The sequence below is a fragment of the Streptomyces sp. NPDC033165 genome, from assembly GCF_055577965.1.
Genome location: NZ_JBVIPK010000012.1, coordinates 24,745 through 51,395 on the forward strand (window position 1 = coordinate 24,745; position 26,651 = coordinate 51,395).

The 26,651-nt window shown below is 72.6% G+C and carries 22 protein-coding genes and 1 pseudogene; 13 read left to right on the top strand and 10 right to left on the bottom strand.

Features of this window, described 5'->3' with window-relative positions; genetic code table 11:
- The first annotated feature begins 45 nt into the window (after positions 1-45).
- Genes ACZ5WC_RS25035 through ACZ5WC_RS25050 form a run of 4 tightly spaced genes read left to right on the top strand, consistent with a single transcriptional unit; the run spans position 46 to position 5,744 of the window.
- Positions 46-1,665, top strand: a complete 1,620-nt coding sequence (locus tag ACZ5WC_RS25035) for a GMC family oxidoreductase (protein ID WP_468542901.1) — start codon at positions 46-48, stop codon at positions 1,663-1,665.
- Entirely contained in the window at positions 1,662-2,783 is a 1,122-nt protein-coding gene (locus ACZ5WC_RS25040; protein WP_468542902.1) for a quaternary amine ABC transporter ATP-binding protein, read from the top strand. Before ACZ5WC_RS25035 ends, ACZ5WC_RS25040 begins: the two co-directional genes overlap by 4 nt.
- Positions 2,783-4,768 carry an ABC transporter permease gene (locus tag ACZ5WC_RS25045; RefSeq protein ID WP_468542903.1) on the top strand — a complete coding sequence of 662 codons (1,986 nt, stop codon included), beginning with the start codon at positions 2,783-2,785 and terminating at the stop codon, positions 4,766-4,768. Before ACZ5WC_RS25040 ends, ACZ5WC_RS25045 begins: the two co-directional genes overlap by 1 nt.
- Before the next feature lies 1 nt (position 4,769).
- Complete coding sequence (locus tag ACZ5WC_RS25050; RefSeq protein WP_468542904.1) at positions 4,770-5,744, top strand: ABC transporter substrate-binding protein; 975 nt, start codon at positions 4,770-4,772, stop codon at positions 5,742-5,744.
- Between the two features lie 57 nt (positions 5,745-5,801).
- Here the strand turns inward: ACZ5WC_RS25050 and ACZ5WC_RS25055 are convergent, their stop codons facing one another.
- The 6 genes from ACZ5WC_RS25055 to xylB all read right to left on the bottom strand — a co-directional run bounded on the left by ACZ5WC_RS25055 (position 5,802) and on the right by xylB (position 12,980).
- On the bottom strand, positions 5,802-7,169 hold the full coding sequence (locus ACZ5WC_RS25055) for a cytochrome P450 (protein ID WP_468542905.1): 1,368 nt from the start codon (positions 7,167-7,169) through the stop codon (positions 5,802-5,804).
- A 227-nt stretch (positions 7,170-7,396) separates the two neighbouring features.
- Positions 7,397-8,881 carry an oxidoreductase gene (locus tag ACZ5WC_RS25060; RefSeq protein WP_468542906.1) on the bottom strand — a complete coding sequence of 495 codons (1,485 nt, stop codon included), beginning with the start codon at positions 8,879-8,881 and terminating at the stop codon, positions 7,397-7,399.
- A gap of 9 nt (positions 8,882-8,890) precedes the next feature.
- Positions 8,891-9,109 carry a hypothetical protein gene (locus tag ACZ5WC_RS25065; RefSeq protein WP_468542907.1) on the bottom strand — a complete coding sequence of 73 codons (219 nt, stop codon included), beginning with the start codon at positions 9,107-9,109 and terminating at the stop codon, positions 8,891-8,893.
- Between the two features lie 131 nt (positions 9,110-9,240).
- Complete coding sequence (locus ACZ5WC_RS25070; protein ID WP_468542908.1) at positions 9,241-10,116, bottom strand: hypothetical protein; 876 nt, start codon at positions 10,114-10,116, stop codon at positions 9,241-9,243.
- The gene (locus ACZ5WC_RS25075) at positions 10,116-11,405 is read right to left on the bottom strand and encodes a VWA domain-containing protein (protein ID WP_468542909.1); all 1,290 of its coding nucleotides are present in this window, start codon (positions 11,403-11,405) and stop codon (positions 10,116-10,118) included. The genes ACZ5WC_RS25070 and ACZ5WC_RS25075 overlap by 1 nt, the downstream gene beginning before the upstream one ends.
- Positions 11,406-11,498: 93 nt before the next feature.
- The gene (gene xylB, locus ACZ5WC_RS25080; protein ID WP_468542910.1) at positions 11,499-12,980 is read right to left on the bottom strand and encodes a xylulokinase; all 1,482 of its coding nucleotides are present in this window, start codon (positions 12,978-12,980) and stop codon (positions 11,499-11,501) included.
- Positions 12,981-13,201: 221 nt separating this feature from the next.
- Here xylB and xylA point away from each other — a divergent pair, with 221 nt between their 5' ends.
- Entirely contained in the window at positions 13,202-14,368 is a 1,167-nt protein-coding gene (gene xylA, locus ACZ5WC_RS25085; protein WP_468542911.1) for a xylose isomerase, read from the top strand.
- A 115-nt stretch (positions 14,369-14,483) separates the two neighbouring features.
- Here xylA and ACZ5WC_RS25090 read toward each other — a convergent pair whose 3' ends face one another.
- The 4 genes from ACZ5WC_RS25090 to ACZ5WC_RS25105 all read right to left on the bottom strand — a co-directional run bounded on the left by ACZ5WC_RS25090 (position 14,484) and on the right by ACZ5WC_RS25105 (position 17,618).
- Entirely contained in the window at positions 14,484-15,731 is a 1,248-nt protein-coding gene (locus tag ACZ5WC_RS25090) for an ROK family protein (RefSeq protein ID WP_468542912.1), read from the bottom strand.
- Between the two features lie 92 nt (positions 15,732-15,823).
- A complete protein-coding gene (locus tag ACZ5WC_RS25095) occupies positions 15,824-16,483 on the bottom strand; it encodes a DUF305 domain-containing protein (RefSeq protein ID WP_468542913.1) in 660 nt (219 codons plus the stop codon).
- A complete protein-coding gene (locus ACZ5WC_RS25100; protein ID WP_468542914.1) occupies positions 16,480-17,130 on the bottom strand; it encodes a DUF3105 domain-containing protein in 651 nt (216 codons plus the stop codon). Before ACZ5WC_RS25100 ends, ACZ5WC_RS25095 begins: the two co-directional genes overlap by 4 nt.
- Positions 17,131-17,186: 56 nt before the next feature.
- Positions 17,187-17,618: a hypothetical protein gene (locus ACZ5WC_RS25105; protein ID WP_468542915.1), complete on the bottom strand. Its 432-nt coding sequence runs from the start codon at positions 17,616-17,618 to the stop codon at positions 17,187-17,189.
- Between the two features lie 109 nt (positions 17,619-17,727).
- On the opposite strand from ACZ5WC_RS25105, the pseudogene ACZ5WC_RS25110 reads away from it, so the two are divergent.
- From ACZ5WC_RS25110 to ACZ5WC_RS25145, 8 genes and pseudogenes are all read left to right on the top strand, one after another.
- A pseudogene (locus ACZ5WC_RS25110) lies at positions 17,728-19,424 on the top strand (FUSC family protein).
- The gene (locus tag ACZ5WC_RS25115; protein ID WP_468542916.1) at positions 19,421-19,927 is read left to right on the top strand and encodes a MarR family winged helix-turn-helix transcriptional regulator; all 507 of its coding nucleotides are present in this window, start codon (positions 19,421-19,423) and stop codon (positions 19,925-19,927) included. The pseudogene ACZ5WC_RS25110 and the gene ACZ5WC_RS25115 overlap by 4 nt, the downstream one beginning before the upstream one ends.
- A 454-nt stretch (positions 19,928-20,381) precedes the next feature.
- Positions 20,382-22,022, top strand: a complete 1,641-nt coding sequence (locus ACZ5WC_RS25120; RefSeq protein WP_468542917.1) for a sensor histidine kinase — start codon at positions 20,382-20,384, stop codon at positions 22,020-22,022.
- A complete protein-coding gene (locus tag ACZ5WC_RS25125; protein WP_006128841.1) occupies positions 22,019-22,426 on the top strand; it encodes a roadblock/LC7 domain-containing protein in 408 nt (135 codons plus the stop codon). Before ACZ5WC_RS25120 ends, ACZ5WC_RS25125 begins: the two co-directional genes overlap by 4 nt.
- Positions 22,423-22,794 carry a DUF742 domain-containing protein gene (locus ACZ5WC_RS25130; RefSeq protein ID WP_096633079.1) on the top strand — a complete coding sequence of 124 codons (372 nt, stop codon included), beginning with the start codon at positions 22,423-22,425 and terminating at the stop codon, positions 22,792-22,794. The genes ACZ5WC_RS25125 and ACZ5WC_RS25130 overlap by 4 nt, the downstream gene beginning before the upstream one ends.
- Positions 22,775-23,389, top strand: a complete 615-nt coding sequence (locus ACZ5WC_RS25135; protein ID WP_468542918.1) for a GTP-binding protein — start codon at positions 22,775-22,777, stop codon at positions 23,387-23,389. Before ACZ5WC_RS25130 ends, ACZ5WC_RS25135 begins: the two co-directional genes overlap by 20 nt.
- A 180-nt stretch (positions 23,390-23,569) precedes the next feature.
- Positions 23,570-25,129, top strand: a complete 1,560-nt coding sequence (locus ACZ5WC_RS25140) for a cytochrome P450 (protein ID WP_468542919.1) — start codon at positions 23,570-23,572, stop codon at positions 25,127-25,129.
- Between the two features lie 167 nt (positions 25,130-25,296).
- Positions 25,297-26,649: a 6-phospho-beta-glucosidase gene (locus tag ACZ5WC_RS25145; protein WP_468542920.1), complete on the top strand. Its 1,353-nt coding sequence runs from the start codon at positions 25,297-25,299 to the stop codon at positions 26,647-26,649.
- Positions 26,650-26,651: the final 2 nt, after the last annotated feature.

The window sequence follows — 26,651 nt, forward strand, 5'->3', positions numbered from 1 at the left end:
CAGCACCACGCACACGCACGAACCTTGCAGAAGGAGCAGTGACCGATGCCCCCCACCCCCAGCAGCACCGCAGTCCCCGACCCCGACGCCCGCCTGGCCGACTACGTGATCGTCGGCGGTGGCACCGCCGGATCGGTCATCGCCTCCCGGCTCACCGAGGACCCCGACGTGACCGTCACGGTCATCGAGGGCGGCCCCACCGACATCGACCGCGACGACGTCCTCACCCTGCGCCGCTGGCTCGGCCTCCTCGGCGGCGACCTCGACTACGACTACCCCACCACCGAGCAGCCGCGCGGCAACTCCCACATCCGCCACAGCCGCGCCCGGGTACTCGGCGGCTGCTCCTCGCACAACACGCTGATCAGCTTCAAGCCGCTGCCCGGCGACTGGGACGAGTGGGCCGAGGCGGGCGCCGAGGGCTGGGACGCGGCCGCGATGGACCCGTACTTCGCCAAGCTGCGCAACAACATCGTCCCGGTCGACGAGAAGGACCGCAACGCCATCGCCCGCGACTTCGTCGACGCCGCCCAGGAGGCGGCCGGAGTCCCGCGCGTGGACAGCTTCAACAGCAAGCCGTTCCACGAGGGCGTCGGCTTCTTCGACCTCGCCTACCACCCCGAGAACAACAAGCGCTCCTCCGCCTCGGTCGCCTACCTCCACCCCCACATCGAGGCCGGTGACCGCCCCAACCTGCGGATCATGCTGGAGACCTGGGCGTACCGCCTGGAGTTCGACGGCGCCCGCGCCACCGGAGTGCACGTCAGGACCAAGGACGGCGAGGAGATCCTGCTGCGCGCCGCCCGTGAGGTCATCGTCTGCGCGGGCGCGGTGGACACGCCCCGCCTGTTGATGCACTCCGGGATCGGCCCGCGCGAGGACCTCGAAGCGCTCGGCATCGACGTCCGCCACGACCTTCCGGGCGTCGGCGAGAACCTGCTCGACCACCCCGAGTCCGTCATCGTCTGGGAGACCGACGGTCCCATCCCGGAGAACTCCGCGATGGACTCCGACGCGGGACTCTTCGTCCGCCGCGACCCCGGATCCCGGGGCCCGGACCTGATGTTCCACTTCTACCAGATCCCGTTCACCGACAACCCCGAACGCCTCGGCTACGAGAAGCCCGAGCACGGGGTGTCGATGACGCCGAACATCCCCAAGCCGCGCAGCCGGGGCCGCCTCTACCTCACGAGCGCCGACCCCGAGGTCAAGCCGGCCCTGGACTTCCGGTACTTCACCGACGAGGACGACTACGACGGCCGCACCCTGGTCGACGGCATCAAGCTCGCCCGCGAGATCGCGGCCACCGAACCACTGGCCCACTGGCTCAAGCGCGAGGTCTGCCCCGGCCCCGAGGTCACGTCGGACGAGGCGATCAGCGAGTACGCCCGCAAGGTCGCCCACACCGTCTACCACCCGGCGGGCACCTGCAAGATGGGCGCGACGGACGACCAAGAGGCGGTCGTGGACCCGCAGTTGCGCATCCGGGGGCTGGAAGGTATCCGGATCGCCGACGCGTCGGTCTTCCCGACCATGCCCGCCGTCAACCCGATGATCGGCGTCCTCATGGTGGGCGAGAAGTGCGCCGAACTCCTCGCGAACCGGCCGGGCGGCACCGACGCCGTGCCGGCCACTGGTACCAGCACCGGAGGTGACGCCCGATGACCGCGACCAAGACCACCGAGGCCGCAGTCGAGGCCACCGAGGACGCCGTCTTCTCCGTGCGCCACCTCTGGAAGGTGTTCGGCCCCAAGGCCGACCGCATCCCCGGCAGCGAGCACGCCGCACTCCCGCCCGCCGAACTGCGCGAGGCCACCGGCTGCACCGCCGCCGTACGCGACGTCTCCTTCGACGTCCGCAAGGGTGAGGTCTTCGTCGTCATGGGCCTGTCGGGCTCCGGCAAGTCCACCCTCGTACGCTGTCTGACCCGGCTGATCGAGCCCACCAGCGGCACCCTCGCCATCGACGGCGAGGACGTCCTCGCGATGGACCGCGCCCGGCTGCGCGAACTGCGCCGCCACCGTGCCGCGATGGTCTTCCAGCACTTCGGCCTGCTGCCGCACCGCACGGTGCTGGACAACGTCGCCTACGGCCTGGAGGTCCAGGGCCTCGGCAAGGCCGAGCGCCGCGCCAAGGCGGCCGAGCTGGTGGAGAAGGTCGGCCTCGCGGGCCTGGAGGACCGCCGTCCCTCGCAGCTCTCCGGCGGCCAGCAGCAGCGCGTCGGCCTCGCCCGCGCGCTCGCCGTCGACCCGTCCGTCCTGCTCTTCGACGAGCCGTTCAGCGCGCTGGACCCGCTGATCCGCCGGGAGATGCAGGACGAGGTGGTGCGGCTGCACCGCGAGGAGGGCCGCACCATGGTCTTCATCACCCACGACCTCAGCGAGGCGCTGCGCCTGGGCACCCGGATCGCCCTCATGCGCGACGGCGGCATCGTCCAGCTCGGCACGCCCGAGGAGATCGTGGGCTCGCCCGCCGACGACTACGTCACCGAGTTCGTCCGCGACGTACCGCGCGAGCAGGTCCTCACCGTCGCCACCGCTATGCGCCCCGCGCTCGCCGGGGAGGGCGAGCGCGGCCCGGCCGTGCGCCCCGACGCCACCGTCTCCGAGGCCATCGAGGCGGTCTCCCGCTCCGGCGACCCGGCCGCCCGGGTGATGGAGGACGGCCGCCTCGTCGGCGTCGTCGACCACGCCTGCCTGCTGGACGTCGTGGCCGGAAGGGGCGGAGGATCCGACACGGCCTCGCCCGACGCCCCGGACGGCTCCCGCGAGGTGACCGTCTGATGGCCACCGCCCAGGCCACCCCGGTCCGCGCCGCACAGCCGGGCGCGAGCCGGGGGCCGCTGGCCGCCCTCCGCGAACGCCCGGCGGCCGGGAAGCTGCTGCTCCTCGCACTCGCCGCCGCCGTCCTCGTCCCCCTCGTCCACGGACGCTGGGGCGGAGGCATCTGGCCGGACGCCCTGACCGCCGACCTGTCCGAGCCGCTCGGCAACGTCACCGACTGGATCGTCTCCAACCGCGACAGCCACCCGCTGTTCCTGTACTTCTTCGGCCACATCAGCAACGCCGTCGTGCTCTCCGTACGCGGCGTCTACCTGGTCCTCCTGGCCCTCGGCTGGGCGGGCGTCACCGTGTTCGCCGCCGCCGTCGCCTGGCGCGTCGCGGGCGTCAGGCTCGCCCTGACCGCAGCCCTGTCGTTCCTGGTCTGCGGACTGCTCGGCATGTGGGTGCCGACCATGCAGACGCTCGCGCTGATGGTCGTCGCGGTCCTCGCCTCCGTCGTGCTGGGGCTCCTCCTCGGCCTGGCCGCCGGGCTGTCCGACCGCGTCTTCCGCATCCTGCGCCCGGTGCTCGACACCATGCAGGTGCTGCCCGCGTTCGCGTATCTGCTGCCTGTCGTCCTGGTCTTCGGCATCGGCGTCCCGGGCGCGGTCCTCGCCACCGTCGTGTACGCGGCCCCGCCGATGGCCCGCCTCACCGCGCTCGGCCTGCGCGGCGCGGACCGCGGGGTCATGGAGGCCGTGACCTCGCTCGGCGCGACCGGGCGGCAGCGGCTGCTGACGGCCCGCCTCCCGCTGGCCCGCAAGGAGCTGCTCCTCGGCCTCAACCAGACCATCATGATGGCGCTCTCCATGGCCGTCATCGCCTCCGTGATCGGCGCGGGCGGCCTCGGCGACCGCGTCTACCAGGCGCTGTCCTCCGTGGACGTCGGCGCGGCGCTCGCCGCGGGCATCCCGATCGTGCTGCTGGCCGTCGTCCTGGACCGTACGACGGAGGCGGCGGGCCGCCGCATCGGCACCGAGCCCACCAGTCCGGCCCTCCTCCGGGGCCCGCGGGGCTGGGCCCTGGCCGCCGTGGTCACCGCCGCCGTCGCCGCCGTCGGACGGCTCACCGGCGGCCGGGTCTGGCCCGAGGACGTCACCGTGGCGATCGCCGGACCGGTCAACACCGCCAAGGACTGGATGGTCGACCACCTCTACACCGGTGTGCCCGTCGTCGGCGGTACCGCCGACCTCGCCTCCCACTTCACCAGCGGCATCCTGAACCCGCTGCGCAGCGGACTCACCGGACTGCCCTGGTGGTCGGTTCTCCTCATCGTCGCCGCCCTCGCCTGGACCATCGGCACCTGGCGCACCGCCGTGACCGCCGTCCTCGCGATGGCCGCGATCGGCGTCCTCGGCGTGTGGGAGCCGTCCATGGACACCCTCAGCCAGGTGCTCGCCGCCGTCGCCCTCACCCTGGTCCTCGGCTTCGGCATCGCGATCGGCGCAGCCCGTAGCGAGCGCCTGGAGCGGCTGCTGCGACCGGTCCTGGACGTCTTCCAGACGATGCCGCAGTTCGTCTACCTGATTCCCGTCGTCGCCCTCTTCGGCGTCGGCCGCGCCCCCGCGGCCGCGGCCGCGGTCGTCTACGCGCTGCCCGCTGTCGTCCGCATCACCACCCAGGGGCTGCGGGGCGTCGACCCGGCGGCGATGGAGTGCGCCCGCTCGCTCGGCGCGACCCCCGGCCAGCAGCTGCGTCAGGTCCAGATCCCGCTGGCCAGGCCCTCGCTGCTGCTCGCCGTCAACCAGGCCGTGGTCCTGGTCCTCGCGGTCGTCATCATCGGCGGACTCGTCGGCTCGGGCGCGCTCGGCTACGAGGTCGTCCTCGGCCTCGCCCAGGGCGACCTGGCCACCGGGCTCGTCGCCGGAGCGGCGATCGTCTGTCTCGGCCTGATGCTCGACCGGGTCACCCAGCCCACCGCCCGCCGCCAGCGACAGGAGGGCTGAAATGAACCGCTCCCGCACACGCCTGCTCGTGGCGTTCGCCTCGGCCACCGCCCTGCTCACCACGGCGGGCTGCGGCGCCGCCGACATGACCAAGCAGGCATCCCCGTTCGCGGCCCCCGCCGGGGTCAAGACGGTGACGCTCTCCGTGCAGTCCTGGGTCGGCGCCCAGGCGAACGTCGCCGTGGCCGAACAGCTCCTCAAGGAGGAGCTCGGCTACCGCGTCGACCTGGTCCAGACGGACGAGGTCCCCGCCTGGGACGCCCTGAGCCAGGGCCGCGTCGACGCGATCCTGGAGGACTGGGGCCACCCGGACCAGGAGAAGCTGTACATCGACGAGAAGAAGACCATCGTGAGGGGCGGCGACCTCGGGGTCACCGGCCACATCGGCTGGTACGTGCCCAAGTACTGGGCGGACGAGCACCCCGACGTCACCGACTGGAAGAACCTCAACAAGTACGCGAAGGAGCTGAGGACCGCCGAGAGCGGCGGCAAGGGCCAGCTGATGGACGGCTCGCCCTCCTACATCACCAACGACGTCGCGTTGGTGAAGAACCTGGACCTGGACTACCAGGTGGTCTTCGCCGGCTCCGAGGCGGCCCAGATCACCCAGATCCAGCAGTTCGCCAAGGCGGAGAAGCCCTTCCTCAGCTACTGGTACCAGCCGCAGTGGCTGTTCAACGAGGTGCCGATGGTCGAGGTGAAGCTCCCCGCCTACACGGACGAGTGCGCGGCGAAGGACCCCGCGGACATCGACTGCGCCTACCCGACGACGCCGCTGCAGAAGTTCCTGAACGCGGACTTCGCCGAGCGCGGCGGGGAGGCGTCCGCGTTCCTCAAGAAGTTCCACTGGTCGGAGGAGGACCAGAACGAGGTCTCGGAGATGATCGCCTCGCAGAAGCTGACGCCCGAGGAGGCGGCGAAGCGCTGGATCGACCGGCACCCGGACGTCTGGGAGAAGTGGCTGCCGCAGGACTGAGGTCCTGGGTGCCCGGCTCCGCGAGGCAGCCGGGCACCGCCGCCTTCCGCCGTCCCCCTACCTCGCCCGGACGGTGGCCAGGACGTCCCGGTCCGGCTGGAGCGTCAGGCTCGGTACCGGCCCGACCTCGCCCGGGTCGACGTCCAGGTCGAAGCGGCGGGCCAGCACGGCCAGAATGAGGACCGCTTCCACCATCGCGAAGCGCGTACCGATGCAGACCCGGGGCCCGCCGCCGAACGGGAACCACGCGTACTCCGCGATCGCGTCGCCCCGCTCCGCGTCCCAGCGCTCGGGCCGGAACTCCTCCGGCTCCGGGAACCACCGCGCGTCGCGGTGCGTGGACCACTGGCTGGTCCACACCCGGGTCCCCTCCGGGATCGGCAGCCCGCCGAGGCGCGCACCCTCCTTCGCCACCCCGGTGATCAGCCAGATCGTGGGGTACAGCCGCAGGGTCTCCTTCACCACGGCCTGGGTGTACGTCAGCCGGGCGTAGTCCTCGAAGCCGGGTTCCCGGTCGCCGAGCACCCGCTCCAGCTCCTCGGCGAGCGCTTCCCGGACCCGGGGGCTGCGGGCGAGCAGGTACCACGCCCACACCAGCGTCGAACTGGTGGTCTCGTGACCGCCGATGTACAGCGTGACCGCCTCGTCACGGATCTCCTCGTCGCTGAGCCGCGTTCCGCTCTCGTCGACGGCGGTGAGCAACCGGCTGAGCAGATCGGGGCGTTCCTCCTCGCCGTCCCGGTGCCGGGCGACGACCCGGCCCACCTCGGCGTCGATGACGGCGGCGGCCTTCCTGATGCGCGCCCGGCCGGGCGTGGGCACCCAGTCGGGAAGCAGGGCGCCGATCCCGGCGAATTCCTTGCCGATCTCCATCTGGGCGACGTCCATCGCCCGGCCCATCGCCTCCGAGTCGGCCGGGGTGTCGACGCCGAAGATGGTGCGTACCGCGATCTTCTGCGTGAGGGCCGCCATCTCCCGCTTGACGTCGACGCGTTCACCGTCCGACCAGCTGTCGGCCAGCTCCACCGCCGAGGCCGCCATGGTGGCCGCGTAGGACCTGACCTGCTTGGGCCGCACCGAGGGCTGCACGAGGGAGCGCTTGCGCCGCCAGTCCCGGCCCCGCGCCACGATGATGCCGTTGCCCATCACCGCCCGGAACGCGACGCCGAGCCGCGGCTGGTCGAAGGAGCGCTCCGTCTCGGTGAGCAACTCGCCTATGCACTCCGGATCGGCGAGAAACACGCACCGGTTGCGCCCGAACCGCCAGCGCACCATGTCTCCGTGGCCCCGCAGGAGTTCGAAGAAGGCGAGCGGGTTCTTCGCGAACTGCGGCAGGTTCCCCAGCAGCGGCAGCCCCTTGGGTCCCGGTACGAGCGCATGGCCGCGAGACGGGGTGTCGAGTGCCGGGCCGGTCTGCGTGGACATCGAAGGACTCCGCTCCCTGGGGCGCGCCACGGGCGGCGCGCCATCGTTCGAACCCATCGAACAGGATGGGGGAGGTGCTCCGCCAGGGTGTCGGCCCGCGCCGCCCGGAATGTGCCACCGGCCTGACGGAGTACGTGAGTTGCCGAGGGCAGTCGGAGCGGCCTTCGGATTCGGACCGGGGCGGGTGCCGGAGTCGCCGCCACGCGTGACCATCCGCCTGAGGCGTGTCAGTTCCTGCTCAGAGTGCGGGATACGCCCGCGACCACAGCCGTGGTGAGGAGCCAGCCGATGGCGATCAGCGCGTACGACAGCCACTGTGTCGCCCCCGTCCAGTGCCATGCGCCGCGCTGGCCGAAGTCACCGATGGGGAAGAGCAGGTCGAGGGTGTAGAAGAAGGGGCTGAACGGGGCGCCCTCGCCGTCCTTCGTCTGGACCGGCGTGCGGGCGCCGAACACCAGGCTGCCGAGCAGGCAGAGCGCTGTCATCCACAAGGCGGCCAGCCAGGGCCGGTAGCCGTATCCGACGGCGGCATCGAGAAGGCACCCCCATACTCGTCCCGGTGCGTTCAGGGTGCTGCGACGGTGGCGTTGCTTCTCCAGCAACACTCTTCGGGCGTCGTCGTCGTGACCCGCCTGGCGGTAACAGGAGGCCAGTTGCTCGTACGGCTGCGGGGCATAGCCCGGGTTTCGGCGGAGCCATGCCAGGCGGTGGGCCACGTCTCTGTGCGGGGGTGTCCTGTCGGAGTGGAGGGATCCGTAGACGAAGCCGTCCAGCCGTACCTCCTCCGGCCAGCTCCGCTCGCCGTCGCGCAGGACGGCTGCCATGGCACCCTGAAGGTTCACCGCTCCCGCAGGCTGTGCGGCAAGGGTGAAGTCGAAGGTTCCCACCCGCATCCCGACGCCTGAAAGCGCCGTGTCGCCGCCGCCGAGGGTGGCTCCCTCAAGGGTCAGCAGGTCCGATATCTGGGCGCCCCGCAGCCGCACGGTTCCCGTCGCGCTGAACCCCTCGGACAGGTGCACCACCGTGGTTGACACGTTGTCCGCGATCAGCGCCTCCCCGTCGGGGCTCTCCAGCCGGGCACCCTCCATGAACAGGCCGCCGGGCAACTGCGCGCCCGGCAGCCGTATTCCGCCCCGCGCGGTGAAGCCGTGCCGGCAGAAGACGCCGCCGCCCATGACCAGGCCCCCCGCGAACACCGCCCACGGTCCGGGAGCCGATATCCGTGCCCCGTCCAGCGTCAGCTCCCCCGCCACATAGGCGTTGATCAGGGACAGACGGCCCGCCTCCATCACCGATCCGGTCAGGTCGAGACGGCCTTCGACGCGGGCCAGTCCGGCGTCCACGCCGGGAACCCGGCTGCGCGTGATCCGGATCGTCCGTGTCGAGGCCGCGTTGAAGCTGACCGGCTGATCCAACCGGCATTCCTTCAGCCAGAGCAGGTGGCCGATCTCCGCACCGGCCAGATCGAGGCGGCCCGTGATCCGTGCGCCGGCGAGACGCAGGGAGGCGACACTGCTCGACCGTTCCGTGTTGCCGCCCAGCAGAAGGGCGGCCACGACCTCGGCGCGGACCGTGCGCTCGGCCCCCCAACGCGCCCCGGTGGCGGGATCGTCGTCCTCGGGCTCCCCGGTGCGCAGATCCACCCACCGCCCTTCCGGGAAGGAATCCCACAAGGCATGCTCAGCCGCCGTCAGTTCGCCGTAGATCAACACGGCTCCAGGCTACGGCTGCTCCATGGCTGCTGCATGCGAGTGAAGGATCTTGTCGCGGCTGGTGTGACCATGGCGCCCGAGCCGTTCGCCTCGCAGCCCCGCGATCAGCTGGATGCAGACGGTCCCGGCCAGGACGGCGAGCAGCACACCGGCCGCCCCGAGCCTCGCCGGGCCGAAGTGCACCAGGGCGGGCGGCGCGCCGGCCGTGGTCACGGCGAACACGGCCACCCGAGGGGTTGTCCGCGAAGAACTGCCGCCCCGGCCGTGCCTCCCCGTCCCGAAGCGGTCCCGTCCCGTCGCGGGCCAGGATCTTCGAGGTGCGGGGAGGCCGCCGTTCGGGGAGCGGTGCCGTGGGTCTCTCAGACGCCGGGCGGGACGTGTGCCGGGCGGCCCCGGCCCCGTGTCAGCGAGTAGCCGAACACGGCCGCGAACGCGGCGAGCACTCCGCCGCCCACCGTCCACAGCCAGCGGTCGGTCCACCAGCCCGAGGCCCAGCCGTCCTCCGGCCCGGCGGCGGCCGGCGTCCGGGGGGCGGAGGCGTTCGCGTCGCCCGGCGCGGCGATCGAGACGCCCGGTACCAGCGGTTCGGAGAGCGACCCGTCCACGTCGTGCGCGCCGCTCTGCTCCTTCGAGGCCGCCCGCACCTCCGCCCCGAACGGCAGGCCCAGGTCCTCGGCGGGCAGACCCGCCACCGTGAGACGGACGTAGTAGCTGCCGGGCAGCGGGTCGTTCGCCCACGGTTCGGACCAGGAGCGCACGGTGCGCAGGACGCAGGACAGTTCCACGGTGGCCGCGTCGGCCGCCGCTTTCCTGGTCTGGTGCCCGTACTGGCAGGCCTGGCGGCGGCGCAGCCCGTCGTACACGTCGATCTGCCAGGTGGACGCCCCGCTCCGGGCGGCGCTCTCGGGGAGCTTCACCGTGGCCTCGACGGTGGGCCGCTGCCCGGCGTCGGCCGGGAACACCCAGTAGAGGTAGTCCCCGGTCGAGGCCTGGGCGGTGCCCGTCTGGCCCTGCTTGAGCGCGGTCGCCGTACGGAACGTGGTTCCGGCCTCGGTGGGGCCCGCCCCGTCCCCGGCGGGGCTCGCGCTCGCCGACGGGTCGTCGGCCACCGCCGGGCCGGTGGCGGTGAACAGGGCCACCCCGGCGAGCAGGGCTCCGGCCAGGGCACGCCGCATGCCGTGCGCGCGGCTCGACGCGCCCCGTACGCCGTGGGTGCGGCGAGGTGTCGTACGCATCAGTTGGTCCTCCATACGGCGACGCGCCAGCGCGAGAGCCAGCCGGTCAGCAGGCCCGCGATCAGGCCGGTCAGAACGAGCACCCCGAGCAGCCACCAGCCGCGGCCGAGTCCGAAGGCCGCCGTGTCGGACGCCTCGGCCGGACCTTCGACCAGGTCCACGGTCAGCTCGACCGGCAGACCGGGAGACCGCTTCACGGACGCGGGCGCCGAGAAGGAGTGGGCGAGCTGAAGGCATACGGTCTCGGCGGCGGGCTGGCCGTCACCGCTGTCGCCGGAGTCCTCGTCCTCCGCCCCGGCCTTCGGGTAGCGCAGTCCGGACGAGATCACATCGGTGCGGCCCGTGCCCGCCTCGGAACCCCGGACGATCTCCCGGCCGTGGGCCGTCACCGCGCGCAGCAGCACACCGTAGTCGTCGTCCACCGCGCGGTCCGCCGCCACGCTCACCGAGGCGCGCAGCTCCTGACCTGGCAGCACGTCGACCCGGTACCAGCGGTGTTCGCCGATCTCCGCGCGGTCCGTGTAGAGGCCGGGCTTCAGCTCGGGCGCGGCGGAGCAGCTCGCAGCCCCTTCGGTCGCCACCGGGGTGACGACCGGCTCGGCCGCCCGGTCCACCAACTGCTTGACCCGGTCGGAGAGTTCTTCCTTGTGCTGGACGGCGGTGTACGTGCCGCCGGTGGCCTCCGCGATACAGGTGAGCTGCTGGCGGATCTTGGCGTTGGGCACCAGGCCGAGGGTGTCCACGACCAGGTGGGTGCCGCGCGCGGCGATCTCCCGGGCCACCTCGCACGGGTCGAGCGGGCCGCAGGTGTCCTCGCCGTCCGTGATGAGCACGATCCGGCGCGAACCCTCGCCGCCCTCCAGGTCGTCGGCCGCGCCGAGCAGGGCGGGACCGATCGGGGTGAAGCCGGTGGGGGCGAGTGTGGCGACGGCGGTCTTGGCCTCGGTACGGTCCAGCGGGCCGACCGGGTAGAGCTGCCGGGTGTCCTTGCAGCCGACCTTGCGGTCCTCGCCGGGGTAGTCCGCGCCGAGCGTCCGGATGCCGAGCTGCACCTGTTCGGGCACCGCGTCCAGGACGTCGTTGAACGCCTGCTTCGCGGCGGCCATCCGGGACTGGCCGTCGATGTCGCGGGTGCGCATGGAGCCACTGACGTCGAGCACCAGCTCGACCTTGGGGGAGGGGGCGGCGGGGGCTTCGTCGGCGGCCGCGGGGATCGCGGTGCCGAGCCCGGCGGCCAGGGTGGCGAGCGCTATGCCCACCCCGGTCGTCAGCCGATTTCTAGTGATCATCGCCGGATCTTATGGAAAATCAGTTCGTATTCCCAACCGGGGTCGGTGAGACCCGTCGCGGGGTGGCTGACCGGCCCGCCGAGGGGCGGACGATCAGCCGCCGAGCAGTGGCCGTGCGGCCCGGTCCAGCACCGAGGTGACCCGCTGCCAGGTCTCCGTGTCCCGTGCCACCGGGTCGAGCTGACGGTCCGTCCCGCCCCGTCGCCACGCCGTCGCCAGTGCCACCGGATCGCCTCCGCCCGCGGCCGAGGCGGCGAGCGCCGCCGCACCGAGGGCGACCAGCTCCCCGCTGCCGGGGAGGACGAGCGGGCGGCCGGAGAGCCGGCGGACCGTCTCCACCCACATCCGACCCCGCGCCCCGCCCCCGATCAGGCGCAGCGGGCGTGCGGCCACCTCGGGGGCGTGCGGATCGAGGCCGCACGCCGACAGCAGTTCGTCGAGCGCCCGCAGTACGGTGACGGCCGCGCCCTCGTAGGCGGCGCCCAGCAGTTGCTGCCCGGTGGTGTCGTGGCGCAGCCCGGTCAGGAGCCCCGAGGAAGTCGGCAGGTCGGGGGTCCGTTCGCCGTCGAGATACGGGAGGAGCACGGCCTCCCCGCCGGGCGCCGCGTCCTCGCGGTCCAGGCCCAGCAGGGCGGCCACCTTGTCCACGGCGAGGGTGCAGTTGAGGGTGCAGGCCAGCGGCAGATACGTACCGTCGGCGGCGGCGAACCCGTTCAGTGCGGGAGAGCCGGGCCGGGTGCGGGAGGCGGCGAACACCGTTCCGGAGGTGCCGAGGCTGAGGGCCGGGTGGTCCAGCAGCCCGCCGCCGCCCAGGCCGAGGCCCACGGCGGCGCTCATGTTGTCCCCGGTGCCGGCCGCCACGGCGATGCCCGCGGGCAGCCCGAGGGCCTGTGCCGCCGCCCCGGTGAGCGAGCCGACCCGGGCCGCCCCGGTGGGTGCGACCTCGGGCAGCAGGGCCGCGTCGAGGCCGAGGAGATCCAGCAGGACGGGGTCGTAGGCGCCGGTGGCCGTGGAGTACCAGCCGCTGCCCGACGCGTCCCCCGGGTCGGTGGCGGCGACGCCCGCGAGGCGTTCGGTGAGGAAGTCGTGGGGGAGCCGGACCGCGGCCGCCCGCGCCGCGTTCGCCGGGTCGTGCTCGCGCAGCCACTGCCACTTGGACGCGGTGATCGAGGCCACGGGTACGGAACCGGTGCGCGCGGTCCAGGCCCCGGGCCCGCCGAGCGCGTCGGTGAGGGCGGCGGCCTGCGGCGCGGAGCGGGTGTCGTTCCACAGCAGCGCGGGGCGCAGCGGACGGCCCGCCCGGTCCAGCACGACGAGCCCGTGCTGCTGTCCGGCGACCGCGATACCGGTGACCGCGCGGGCGGGGAGGCCCGACTCCTCCAGCCCGGCGGCCACCGCCTCGCACAGTGCCCGCCACCAGATCTCCGGATCGCTCTCGCGGGCCCCGGACTCGCCGGTGACGAGGTGCGGGGCGCGCCCGACGGCGAGCTGCTCACCGGTCGAGACGTCGATGAAGGCGGCTTTCGTGGACTGGGTCGAGCTGTCCACGCCGATGACGACGGCGGGTGACGGCATGGGGAGCCTCTTTCGCGCGGTACGGCCTGATCATTTGGCTGGGGCACGAACAAATTACGGGATGCCTGTCGCCCTGCACAGGGGGTTGGGGTCGACTCCACCCGACAGGGGGGTTCCCCGGTCGAGGTGTGGTGTGCTTGATTAGTCATGACACTTAACAAATAGGGGTGCCGGGCTGTCGGCCGGGCGTCCCGACGGCAGGCGAAGGCGGTCGGACGACGATGACGGAACGCTTCACCCCCACCCCCGGCGACAAGTTCAGCTTCGGCCTGTGGACCGTGGGCTGGCAGGGCCGCGACCCCTTCGGCGACGCCACCCGGGCGGCCATCGACCCCGTCGAGTCCGTACAGCGCCTCGCCGAGCTCGGCGCCTGGGGCGTGACCTTCCACGACGACGACCTGATCCCGTTCGGCTCCACGGAGAGTGAGCGCGAGGCAGTCGTCAAGCGCTTCCGGCAGGCCGTCGACGGCAGCGGGCTCACGGTGCCCATGGTGACGACGAACCTCTTCACCCACCCCGTCTTCAAGGACGGCGCGTTCACCGCCAACGACCGCGACGTACGCCGCTACGCGCTCCGCAAGACGCTCCGCAATATCGACCTGGCCGTGGAGCTCGGCGCCAGCACCTTCGTGGCGTGGGGCGGCCGCGAGGGGGCGGAGTCCGGTGCGGCCAAGGACGTCCGCCTCGCCCTGCACCGGATGAAGGAGGCCTTCGACCTGCTGGGCGAGTACGTCACCGAGCAGGGCTACGACCTCCGCTTCGCCATCGAGCCCAAGCCCAACGAGCCGCGCGGCGACATCCTGCTGCCCACCATCGGCCACGCCCTCGCCTTCATCGAGCGCCTGGAGCGCCCCGAACTGGTCGGCGTCAACCCGGAGACCGGGCACGAGCAGATGGCCGGACTCAACTTCCCCCACGGCATCGCCCAGGCCATGTGGGCGGACAAGCTCTTCCACATCGACCTCAACGGCCAGTCCGGCATCAAGTACGACCAGGACCTGCGCTTCGGCGCGGGCGACCTGCGCCAGGCGTTCTGGCTCGTCGACCTGCTGGAGAGCGGCTACGAAGGCCCCCGCCACTTCGACTTCAAGCCGCCGCGCACCGAGGACCACGAGGGCGTCTGGGCCTCGGCCGCGGGCTGCATGCGCAACTACCTCATCCTCAAGGAACGCGCCGCCGCCTTCCGTGCCGACCCCGAGGTGCAGGCGGCCCTGCGCGCGTCCCGCCTGGACCAACTGGTGCGCCCCACCGCGGCGGAGGGCCTCGCCGGCCTCCTCGCCGACCGCAGCGCCTACGAGGACTTCGACGTGGACGCCGCCGCCGAACGCGGCATGGCCTTCGAGGCGCTGGACCAGCTGGCGATGGACCACCTGCTCGGCGTCCGCTGACGTACCGGGTGAGGCCGGGGCCCGTGGCGTACGGGGTGAGGCCGGGGCCGCTCCACGTACCGGGCGAACCGCGGACGGTGGCGTACCGGGTGTGCCGGAGCCGCCCGGCCCCGGCTCACCCGCCGGACGCCTCCGCGTACCCCACCGGATCGTCCAGCACGTCCTGCACCACGAGCGCCGCCGCACCCCGCGCCGCGTCACCCGCCAGCGACGACGCGCGGAGCCGGCCGCTGCCCGGGAACCACAGGCCCGACACCACCCGGCCCGTCAGCTCCTCGTCGGCGGGCCGCGACAGCCACGGCATCAGGCCCCGGTAGATCCCGCCGAGCACCACCGCGTCCGGGTCGAGCAGGTTCACCGCCCCCGACAGCACCCGGCCCAGCATCCGGCCCGCCTCAGCGACCGCGGCGACCGCACGCGGGTCCCCGGCCCCAGCGCGCCGCTCCAGCTCCAGCACCCCGGAGGCGCCGCCGAGCCCCTCGATGCCCGCCGCCCGCAGCAGCGCCGCCTGTCCGGCGTACTGCTCCAGGCAGCCGCGCGAACCGCACCGGCACTCCGGACCCGTCGGGTCCACCACCACATGGCCGATCTCCCCGGCGAAACCGTTCGCACCGCGCAGCAGCTCGCCGTTGAGGACCAGCGCACCGCCGACCCCGATCTCACCGGTCAGATAGAGGAAGCTGCGCACCTCGTCAAGGCCGCCGAACCACAGCTCCGCCAGCGCCGCGAGGTTCGCCTCGTTCTCCGAGGCGACCGGCAGCACGGGGCGGCCGGGCCGCAGGGCGGCCAGCGCGTCCGCGAACAGCTCCTGCGCCGGGACCTCACTCCAGCCGAGGTTGGGGGCTTGCCGCACCGCGCCGTCGGAGACCAGGCCCGGCAGCGCCAGGGCCGCGCCCACCGGCCGCAGCTCCTGCTCGCGCGCCGAGTCCAGGGTGCGGGCCGCGATCCGGGCCGCCCGGGCGAGGACCTCACCGGCGGGCGCGCCCCGGTTGTCGAGGTGTTCGGTCTGCCGGACCCGGCCGGTGCCCGCCAGGTCGACCACGCAGACCGACACGTAATCGATGTTGATCTCCACGCCGAGTCCGGCGGGCCCGGTGCGGGCCACCTTGAGCGCGGTCCCGGGGCGGCCCGCCTGCCCGCTGAACGTCTTGCCCGACTCGGTGAGGAACCCGCCGGCCATGAGCTGTTCGACGAGCGAGGAGACCGCGGCGCGGGTCAGGCCGACCCGGGCGGCCACCCCGGCGCGGGTCGCCTCGCCGCGCTCGCCCTCGTCCCGCACGGCACGCAGCACCAGGCTCAGATTGTGCCGTCGCACGGTGTCCTTGTCGGCCTTGGGTCCCAGCGGAGTGAGGATGCTCTTCATGTCGTCGCCGAGCCTATGTGATCCCGGGCGCAGCAGATACGGGAGAGGGCGGCCCCGGCCACCCGGCCGGGACCGCCCTCCCCCCCCCCGGCTCAGGGCTTGGCGCCCCGGGCCTTCAGCATGTCCGCCATCAGCCCCATCTCGGACTTCTGGCCGCGGACCATGCCCGCCGCCAGATTCCGGATGGCGTCCGTCCCGGCGGCTCCGGCGGCGGCCTGGGCCATGTCCGCGCCCGCACGGTGATGCACGGTCATCAGCCGCAGGAACAGCACCTCGGCCCGCTCGCCCTCCGCGGCCTCCAGCGCCTCCAGTTCGGCGTCGGTGGCCATGCCCGGCATCAGCGAACCGTCGTCGCTCGGCTCGACGGAGTGCCCCATCCACTCCATGGGGGGCCCGGCCGAGCTCTTCGGCAGCCCCCACATCTCCAGCCAGCCCAGCATCATGCCGCGCTGGTTGGCCTGGGTGTTGATGATGTCGTACGCGAGGCGCCGCACGTCCTCGTCGTCGGTGCGGTCCCGGACGATGAACGACATCTCGACCGCCTGCTGGTGGTGGATCGCCATGTCCCGGGCGAAGCCCGCGTCCACGGAACCCTCCGCCGGAGCCGACTGCGAGGCCGAAGCCCCACCGGACGGCGAGGCCTCGGAGGGACGGACGACCATCAGCACCACCAGCCCCAGCGCCACGAGCAGCACGGAGGCTCCCGCGAGGGCCATCCGCCGGGTGGAGCCCGGGCCCGCGAGCGCGGTCACTTGTCCAGCCCGCCGGTGCAGGCGGCCCCCGGCTCAGGGGTCTGCGGACCCTGCACGTACTTGGTGAAGAACTGCGCGACCCGGTCGTCCTCGGCGCTCTTGACCGTCACCTGCTTGCCCCAGGCGCTGAGCACCAGGGGGTCCTTCTGGTCCTTGACCGGGCTCATCAGGGAGTACGGGGTCGACTTGACCCGCTTCGTCAGGGCCTCGACGTCCTCCTCGGAGGCCTTGTCGTTGTACGTGACCCAGACCGCGCCGTGCTCCAGGGAGTGCACGGCGTTCTCCTTCGGTATCTCGTCGGTGTAGACGTCCGCGTTGCAGTTCATCCAGACCTGGTTGTGGTCACCGCCGACGGGCGGGTTCATCGGGTAGTCGACCTTCGTCGCCACGTGCTCCTGGCTCAGCTTGTCCCAGCTGCGCTCGCCGGTGACGGGCGAGGTCCTGGCCTGATCCTCCTTCTTCTCCTTCTCGTTCGCCTGCGCCATCAGGTAGCCGCCCCCGGCTACCAGCGCGGCGACCACGGCCACCGACGCGCTGATGGTGATGATGCGGACCCGGCGCTCGCGGGCCCGCTCCTTGCGGCGGGCCTCTTCGAGCTTGGCGCGACGTGCCGCGGCCGGGTTGTTCTGGTTCTTGGCGGAAGCCATGGGAAGTCCTCGTCGTCAACGGATGCATAACGGGTTACGGGAGAGCGGAGCTGCCTCTAGACCCGTTGGACCTGGAGTCGTAGCTGATCGACGGAGTGCACACCGTCGTGTGCGGGCCCCCGGATGGCTGCCGCCCCGGTGAGCGGGGCGGTCGGGGTGAAGGCCACGGGCGAGGGGACGGCCACGGGTGCGGACGAGGCCGGAAGCACGACGGCCGCCGTGTGCGCCGACCGGCCGTGGCACGAGGTGCCGAGCCCGCGGTCGGCGGGCGCGGCCAGGACGACCGGCTCGAAGGACGTGTCGGGGACCGGAGTGAACGCGCGGACGGAATGCGCGCCCACCGGGCCCGCCGCCACCGGCACGGCGGCGGACGAGGGGGTCACCGAACAGCAGAGGAGCATGGCCAGGAGGAAGAGTGCCCAGCCGAGAGCGACGGGCGTGCGAGGGCGGCACAGCTGCCGGTCGGTCCGCGCGCTCACCCTGCTCATCGCCCGTCATCGTAGTAGGTGCATGAAGGTTCAAAAGAATATGGGTCGCCCTGTCCGCACAACAGTGGCAGGAATCATTTACGGGTGTAACACCTGTTAACTTATATACGTGAGTGATACATCTGTACGGTCCCGGCGCCCCCTCGTCCGCAGTCTCCCCGTGGCCCCGGCCCTCCGGCTCTCGCGGCCCTCCGACACCTGGTTCAAACCCGCGCTCAGCGTGGTCGCCGCCTCCGCCGTACCCCATCTGTCGCTCCTGGCCGCCGGACGGCTGGACCTCGTGATGTACACCATGGCCGGTTCGCTGTGCGCGCTGTACGGCCACGGCCTGCCGTACGCCCGCCGGGCCAGGGCCGTCGCGGGCGTGGTGCTCGGCATGGCCGCCGGTCTCGCGCTCGCCCTTCTCGCCGCGTCGCTCACCGGATCGACCGCCGTCCTCATCGCGGTCGGCGCCCTGCTCGCCGCCGCCCAGAAGCTGCTGTGCGACGCCGCCCGGATCGGGCCGCCCGGCCCGGTCATCTTCACCTTCGTCAGCTCCGCCGCCCTGTTCGCCCCGCAGCGCCTCGGCCAGATGCCCGGTCACCTCGCGCTGACGCTCGCCGCGGGCGCGGTCGCCTGGCTGGTCGCGGTGGCGCCCGCCCTGCTCCGCCGGGAGGGTCCCGAACGCCGGGCCGTGGCCCGCGCCCTGGCGGCCGCCGCCGACTGTGCGGAGGACCCGGGCGCCCGGACCCGGAACGGTGCGGCCGCCGCCGTGCACGCCGCCTGGCAGTGTCTGCTCGCCTCCGGGCGTCCCACCCCCGTGCGACGTTCGCTGGAACGCCTGGTGGCGCACGCCGAAGCCGCCTGTGCCGTGCCCCGGCCCGGGGGAGACGCGGCGGACGTGGACCGGCTGCGCACCTGGGCCGCCCTGACCCGCGCCCGTGGGCCGCTGCCCGAGCCGCCGCCCGCGCCCGGCTCCGCCGACGGGCTCCACGGGATCGACGCCGAACGCGCCGAACTGCGCACCCCGGGCCGCCGCCGCGCCGCCCGCCGCGCCCTGCTGCGCCGCCTCGGCCCCGGATCGCCCCTGCTGCCCGTCGCCGCCCGGACCCTGACCGGCTGTGCGCTCGCCGGATACCTGTGCGCCGCGCTCGGTGTCGGCCGCCCCTACTGGGCGATCGTCACGGCCGCCTCCCTCTGCCAGGCCAGCCTCACCCTGTCGTGGAACCGGGCCCTCCAGCGCACCCTGGGCAACCTCGTGGGCGTGTTCGTCTTCGCCGCCGTGCTGCCGCCTCCCGGACCGGCCCGCTCGCCCTCGTCTGCTGCTGCCTCTTCTTCAGCTTCGCCGCCGAGGCCCTGATCACCCGCAACTACTGGCTCGGCTCCGTCGCCGTGACCCCGATGGCCCTGCTCGTCCTGGAGTTCGGCGGCACCCATCCGGCCGGGGAGCTGATCGGCGACCGGGTCCTGGACACCCTCCTCGGCGCGGCCACCGGATTCCTCGCCGCGACGCTCGTCACCAACCGGCGCGCCGCAGGCCGGGTCGAGCTGGCCCTCGACGCCACGGAGCGGGCCCGCGCCGACGTCGAACGGGCGCACTCCGGCCAGGGCGCCCCGCCCGCCGTACGCGACCGGGCCCGCCGGGCGCTCACCGCGAGCCTCGTGGAACTGCGCGAGGCGGGCGACACCGCGGCGGGCGAATGGCGGCAGCGCGCCCTGCCCGAGCAGCGCCTTCTCGCTGCTGAGCAGGCCGGACACCGTACGCTCGCCGCGACAGCACAACGGCGCGGCCCGACGGGTCACGCCCCTTCGATCGGAGCGGAGTGACCGACGACATCGTTGCCTCGGTGGTCCGGCAGTGGCAGACCGTCAACCCCGAGCTCGACACCGGACCGATGGAGATCATCGGCCGGATCAACCGCTGCGCCGCCCTGCTCCAGCAGGCGGAGGACGCCCCGCTGCGCTCCGCCGGACTGACCCGCGCCGAGTTCGACCTGCTCGGCGCCGTACGCCGTACGGACCGGGAGCTGACCCCCGGCGAGCTGGCCCGCGAGACCTTCTCCTCCGGAGCCGCCGTCACCAAGCGGCTGCGCGCCCTCCAGGACCGCGGACTGGTCGGCCGCCGGGGCGACGACCGCGACCGCAGGGTCGCCCATGTGCGCCTCACCGACGAGGGCCGCGCTCTCGTCGACCGACTGCTGCCCGAGCAACTGGCGTACGAACGCTCGGTGTTGGCTGGACTCGACGACGGTGGCCGGGGCGAACTCGCTTCTCGGCTGAGCGAGTTGCTCGTCCAGCTGGAGGGGCGCCTCGGCGGCGCCCGGCGCTGACCCGACGTCCCCGCGGAGAGGGGGTCCGCATACGCGTCAGCGCGTCGCTTTTTCGTGCCACCCCTCCGTCGGCCGGGAAACTGTACCTTTCGATCCGGTTCGATCACCTGTGCCTCTGTCTGGTTCTGTGAGGTGACGGAGGCCGATGGCGGGGCGTTTTGCCCTGTAAAGAACCTCATTAAGAACTTCCTCAGCAGCGTCTATGGCCCATAGAAGGGCTATTTCCAGCCTTCCTTACTCCTTGCGCACGCTCCGCAGCGCTCAGTGCAAAAACTGGAGAGTGTATTCCTCTCGGCGGGCCTCCGCAGGGGGTTGGGCGAATATGCCGAAGCACTGTTCTGATCTGGCTAAGCTCACGCGCAGTGAAGTCGAGTTGAGATGAATTCGAGCACTTGTTCCTGAGTCTCCGCTCACGTGCGCATACATCCCGGAATCAACCGCCAGAGGGTTTTAGATGGTCCGTGTTGAATCACCGCCGACCGACAGAGAAGTCCCCGTCGTCCGCGTAGTCCTGCTGCCCGTGGCCCTGCTGGCCGGCGCCACCGCCGCCGGCGCGGCCCTGGTCGTACCGGCCGCGCGGATACCAGTCGCCGTGTGCGGCGCGATCGCCACGCTCGTGGTCGCCGTGCTCACCGTGGCACTGCACCGCCGACGGCGTGCCCTGCGGGTTCAGCGCGCCGAGTACGAACAGCGCATCGCCTACCTGGAACACCGCATCCTCTCGCACGACTCCGAGACCGTGCGGCTCACCAAGGAAGTCATGCCCGCCGCCATCCGGCGGCTGCGCGTGGGCAATTCGCCCGAAGAAGTGATGCGCGACATCGTCGACGCGGACGTGGCCAACCGCCATCTGCCCAAGGCGCTGCGCGAGCAGGTCTACCAGGTCCTCGAAGTCATCGACAACGAGGAGGCCCGGCGTGACTCGGCCCAGCGCGCCTTCGTCAGCGTCGCCCGCCGGGTTCAGGCGATCGTGCACCGCCAGGCCAGTGAACTGCGGGAGATGGAGGACCACTACGGGCGCAACCCCGAGGTCTTCGACGACCTGCTGCGCATCGACCACGGCACCGCGCTGATCGGCCGCCTCGCCGACTCCATCGCCGTTCTCGGCGGTGCCCGCCCCAGCCGCCAATGGCCCAAGCCCGTACCGCTGTTCAGCGTGCTGCGCGGGGCGATGTCCCGCATCCTCGAATACCAGCGCGTCGATCTGCACTCGATCGCCAAGGTGGCCATCGTCGGCACCTCGGTCGAACCGCTCATCCACGCCTGCGCCGAGCTCCTCGACAACGCGACCCGCTACTCGCCCCCGCAGACCCGGGTGCACGTCACCGCGGTCGAGGTGCAGACCGGCATCGCCATCGAGATCGAGGACGGCGGCGTCAGCCTCAGCGAGGAGGCCCGCGCCCGCGCCGAGAACATGCTCGCCCAGGCCCAGGCCGGCATCAACATGAACGACCTGGGGGAGTCCCCGCGGCTCGGCATGGCCGTCGTCGGACGGCTCTCCCGGATGTACCAACTCCAGGTTTCGCTGCGCCAGTCGGCGTACGGCGGCGTCCGCGCCGTCCTCATCGTGCCGCGCGACATGATCACCACCGGGCCCGCCCCGGGCATCGCCCACGGCATCGGCGCCACCTCGCGGCCCACCAGCTCGCTGGACATGTCGCAGCTTCAGCACGTGGTGCCGCCGCCCGGCAAGCGCAAGCCCAAGCCCGCTGCCACCGGCCCCGTGCCCTCCGTGGTCGCCCCGGTCCCCACCGGTGCCCCCACGGCCGCGTCTCGCCCGGCCGTCCCCGCGTCGGCCATGGAGGACGACGTTCCCGTGGTCACCGAGTGGACCGAGAACGGGCTGCCGCAGCGCCGCAGCAGGGGCCGCGCCCCGCTCGGCTCGCACAACCTGCCGCAGCAGCCCCCACCGCCACCGGCCCCCGCCAACGGCGGCCTGCCCGGCCAGGAGGCGGGCGCGGACGGCGGGCGCGGCGAGGAGAAGCCCCCCGGCCTCTGGCTGGAGGCCTTCACCAAGGCCGTCAACGGCGTACCGCAGGAACCGAAGCACGGCGAAGACTCCGATGACGCGTGGGACAAGGGAGACCTGAAGTGATCCAGCAGCGGGGAAACATGGACTGGATGCTCAAGGAGCTGGCCGACGACGTGCCGAGCATCCACCAGATCGTGGTGCTCTCCTCGGACGGGCTGCGCATCGCCATGCACGGAGGCGACCCCGACGTCGCCGACCGGCTGGCGGCAGCCTGCGCCGGGTTGCAGAGCCTGGCCGCCGCCGTGGCCACCGAAATCCCCTACAGCGACGGCCTGATGAAGCTGGTGGTCATCGAAGTGACCGGCGGCTTCTTCTACTTGATGGCGGCCGGTACCGGTGCGTATCTCGCCGTCCTGGCCGGTGAGACCGTCGACGCCGGACTGGTCGGCGCCAGGATGCGGGACATGGTCGTGCGGATCGGTGCCCACCTGACCAGCCCGCCCCGCCACGGCGGGCAGTCCGGATGAGCGGACCCCAACGAGAACGCCGCAAGACCGATCCGGCACTCAACGACCCGGAACGGCTGTACGTGATCACCGGCGATCTCGACGACAGCGAGCGCGGGGCGCTCGACCTGGTCACGATGGTCGTCGCACAGGCGGAGCCCTCGCCGACGTTCCAGCCCGAACAGGCGGCGATTCTGAGGCTCTGTCAGGCGCCCTTGTCGGTCGCCGAGATCTCGGCCTATCTCAGCCTGCCCTTCAGCGTGGTCACCTCGCTCCTGAGCGATCTCCTCGCCACCGAACTCATCGAGTCGCGCGCGCCGATCGTCCGCGCCACTCTCCCCGACAGGTCCCTTCTCGAAGCGGTGATGCATGGACTTCAGAAGCTCTGACACGATCACCGGACCCCGCAGCGAGGACGTCCTCCCCACCACGGCCACCGCCGCGGTGAAGGTCGTGATCGTCGGCGGGTTCGGGGTCGGCAAGACGACCATGGTCGGATCGGTCAGCGAGATCCGGCCCCTGACGACCGAAGAGACCATGACCCAGGCCGGTGTCGGCGTGGACGACAACGCCGGGGTGGAGACGAAGACCGCCACCACCGTCGCCATGGACTTCGGCCGGATCAGCCTCAGCGAGGAACTGATCCTCTACCTCTTCGGCACCCCCGGCCAGGAACGCTTCTGGTTCCTGTGGAACGGCCTCTTCGAAGGAGCGCTCGGCGCCGTCGTCCTCATCGACACGAGACGGCTCGAAGTCAGCTTCGACGTCATCGGCCGGCTGGAGGAGCGCGGAGTGCCGTTCGTGGTGGCCGTCAACACCTTCCCCGACGCGCCGCACCATCCGGTCGACACCCTGCGCAGAGCCCTCGACCTGCCGGACGAGGTCCCGATGATCGACTGCGACGCCCGGCTGCGGACCTCCAGCCGCGATGTGCTGATGACCCTGATGCGCTATCTGCACAGCCTGGCCGTCCCGCTCGCCTGACGCCCCCGGGACGGTTCCCCGGCCGTCCCGGCGGCGAGCGTGCGCCGTTCCCCCGGCGCGCGCCCGGCGCAGCACCTGTGCCGCGCCCGTGCGGCACATCTGCCGCACCCATGCACTACCCGTACACGTCCTTTGCCCGCCCGTGCTCGACCCTTGGCCGTCCTGATCCCTGGAGCCACAGTGACAACCCCCTTCCACCACGAACCCGGTGCCGTGCCGCCGCCCCAGTGCCCGGCCCACAACCTCGGCAGCGGCCCCGGCGACATCGGTCCCGGCGGACTGCGCCGCCTCTACGGCCCCGAGGCGGAGAACAACCCCGCGGGCCTCTACGACAAACTCCGCGCCGAACACGGTACGGTCGCCCCGGTCCTGCTCCACGGCGACGTCCCCGCCTGGCTCGTCCTCGGCCACAGCGAGAACCTCCACCTCACCCGTACGCCGTCCCAGTTCTCGCGGGACTCGCGGCGCTGGCGGGCCCTCCAGGACGGCAGTGTCGCCCCGGACCACCCGCTGGCCCCGATCTTCACCTGGCAGCCCGTCTGCGTGTTCGCCGACGGCGCCACGCACGAACGCCAGCGCGGCGCGGTCACCGACAGCATGGAGCGCATCGACACCCGTGGCGTGCGCCGCCACATCAACCGCTTCAGTAACCGCCTGGTCAACGACTTCTGCGAGAAGGGCACCGCCGACCTGGTCGGCCAGTTCGCGGAGCACCTGCCGATGATGGTGATGTGCGCGATCTTCGGCATGCCCGAGGAGTACGACGAGCGCCTCGTCCAGGCCGCCCGCGACATGACCCGCGGCACCGAGACCGCCGTGGCCAGCAACGCCCACATCGTGTCCGTGCTGACCCGCCTGGTGGAGAACCGCCGCACCGAGCCCGCACCGGACCTGGCCAGCTGGCTCGTCGAGCACCCCGCGGCGATGACCGACATCGAGGTCGTCGAGCACCTGCGCCTCATCCTCATCGCCGCGTACGAGTCCACCGCCAACCTCATCGCCAACGTGCTGCGCATGGTCCTGACCGACCCGCGCTTCCGAGCCCGGCTCAGCGGCGGCCACATGACCGTGCCGGAGGCGGTGGAGCAGACCCTCTGGGACGAGCCGCCCTTCACCGCGGTCTTCGGCCGCTGGGCGGTCGGCGACACCGAGCTGGGCGGCCAGCAGATCAAGGCGGGCGACGCCCTGCTCGTCGGCATCGCCCCCGCCAACACCGACCCCACCGTCCGCCCGGACCTGGGCGCCGACATGGGCGGCAACCGCGCCCACCTCGCCTTCAGCGGCGGCCCCCACGAGTGCCCCGGCCAGGACATCGGCCGTGCCATCGCCGACGTCGGGGTCGACGCCCTCCTGATGCGTCTGCCCGACCTGGAGCTCGGAGTCGAGGAGAGCGAGCTGCGCTGGGTCGGCAACATCATGTCGCGCCACCTGGTCGAGCTGCCGGTGAAGTTCGCCCCCAGCCCCCAGCAGAAGCTGGACGCCGACCCGCTCTCGGTGATGGCCCGCACCGCCCGCCCGGCCGACGACTGGGAGATCTCCTCCCCGCGCCCGCCCGTCCCCGAGCCGCTGCCCGCGGCGGGCGTGCAGCCCGCCCACGCCCCGGGCACCGCCCCGCAGCCCGCCCCCGCCGCGCCGCCCACCGGTGCGCCGGCCCCCGTGGCGACCGTCCCGCGCCAGCGCCGCCCGGCCGCGCCCGCGCGGCTCTGGCAGGCGGTCTCCCGCTGGTGGAACGGCTACTGACCCGCCGTTGACGGCATCTGACCGCACCTGACTGCGTGTGGCCGCTCATAGCCGCGGCTGCCCCGGACCAGGCCACGCCCACGGTCCGGGGCAGCCGCTGTACTGCGCCACAGGCGGGCGGGCGTGGCAGTGCCGCAGCGCCGGGCCTCCCCGTACTATCGAGCAGCGTGAAGCTGACGATTCTTGGCGGTGGCGGATTCCGGGTGCCTCTCGTGTACGGGGCCCTCCTCGGCGATCACGCCGAGGGCCGTGTCTCCCGGGTGACGCTGTACGACACCGACGCCGACCGGCTCACCGCCGTCGCCCGCGTCCTGGAGGAACAGGCGCGCGGCATCGCGGACGCCCCCGCCGTCGTCGCCACCACAGAGCTGGACGAGGCCCTGCGCGGCGCAGACTTCGTCTTCTCCGCGATCCGGGTCGGCGGCCTCGCCGGGCGCGCCGCTGACGAACGGGTGGCCCTGGAGGAGGGGGTGCTCGGCCAGGAGACCGTCGGCGCCGGAGGCATCGCGTACGGGCTCCGCACCGTCCCCGTCGCCCTCGACCTCGCCCGGCGCATCGCCCGCCTCGCCCCGCACGCCTGGGTCATCAACTTCACCAACCCGGCGGGCCTCGTCACCGAAGCCATGTCCCGGCATCTGGGCGACCGGGTCATCGGAATCTGCGACTCACCGGTCGGGCTCGGGCGGCGCATCGCCCGCACCCTGGGAGCCGACCCGGAGCGCGCCTGGATCGACTACGCGGGCCTCAACCACCTCGGCTGGGTGCAGGGCCTGTACGTGGACGGGCGGGACGAACTGCCCCGGCTGCTCACCGACCCCACGCTGCTCGAATCCTTCGAGGAGGGGCGGCTCTTCGGCGCCGACCTGCTCCGGTCCCTGGGCGCGATCCCCAACGAGTACCTGCACTACTACTACTTCAACCGCGAAGCCGTCCGCGCCTACCAGGAGGCCGACCAGACCCGGGGCGCGTTCCTCCGCGACCAGCAGGAGGGCTTCTACGCCCGGATGCGGGAGCCCGGTACCCCGGCCCTGGCCACGTGGGAGCGCACCCGTGCCGAACGCGAGGCCACCTACATGGCGGAGAACCGCGAGGTGGCCGGGGCGGGGGAGCGGGAGGAGAGCGACCTGGAGTCCGGCGGCTACGAACAGGTCGCGCTCGCCCTGATGCGGGCCGTCGCCCGCAACGAACGCACTTCGCTGATCCTCAACGTCCGCAACCGCACCACGCTCGCGGCACTGGACGCCGAAGCGGTCGTCGAGGTGCCCTGCCTCGTCGACGCCAACGGAGCCCACCCGGTGGCCGTGACGCCGCTCCCGTACCACGCCGTCGGACTCGTCACCGCGGTGAAGGCCGTGGAACGCGCGGTGCTGGAGGCGGCGGAGAGCGGCTCCCGCGCGGCGGCCGTACGGGCCTTCGCCCTGCATCCGCTCGTCGACTCCGTCGCGGCGGCCCGGCGGCTGGTCGAGCGGTACACCGAGGTCCATCCGGAGCTCGCCCGCCTCGACGGGACGCAGGGCTAGTG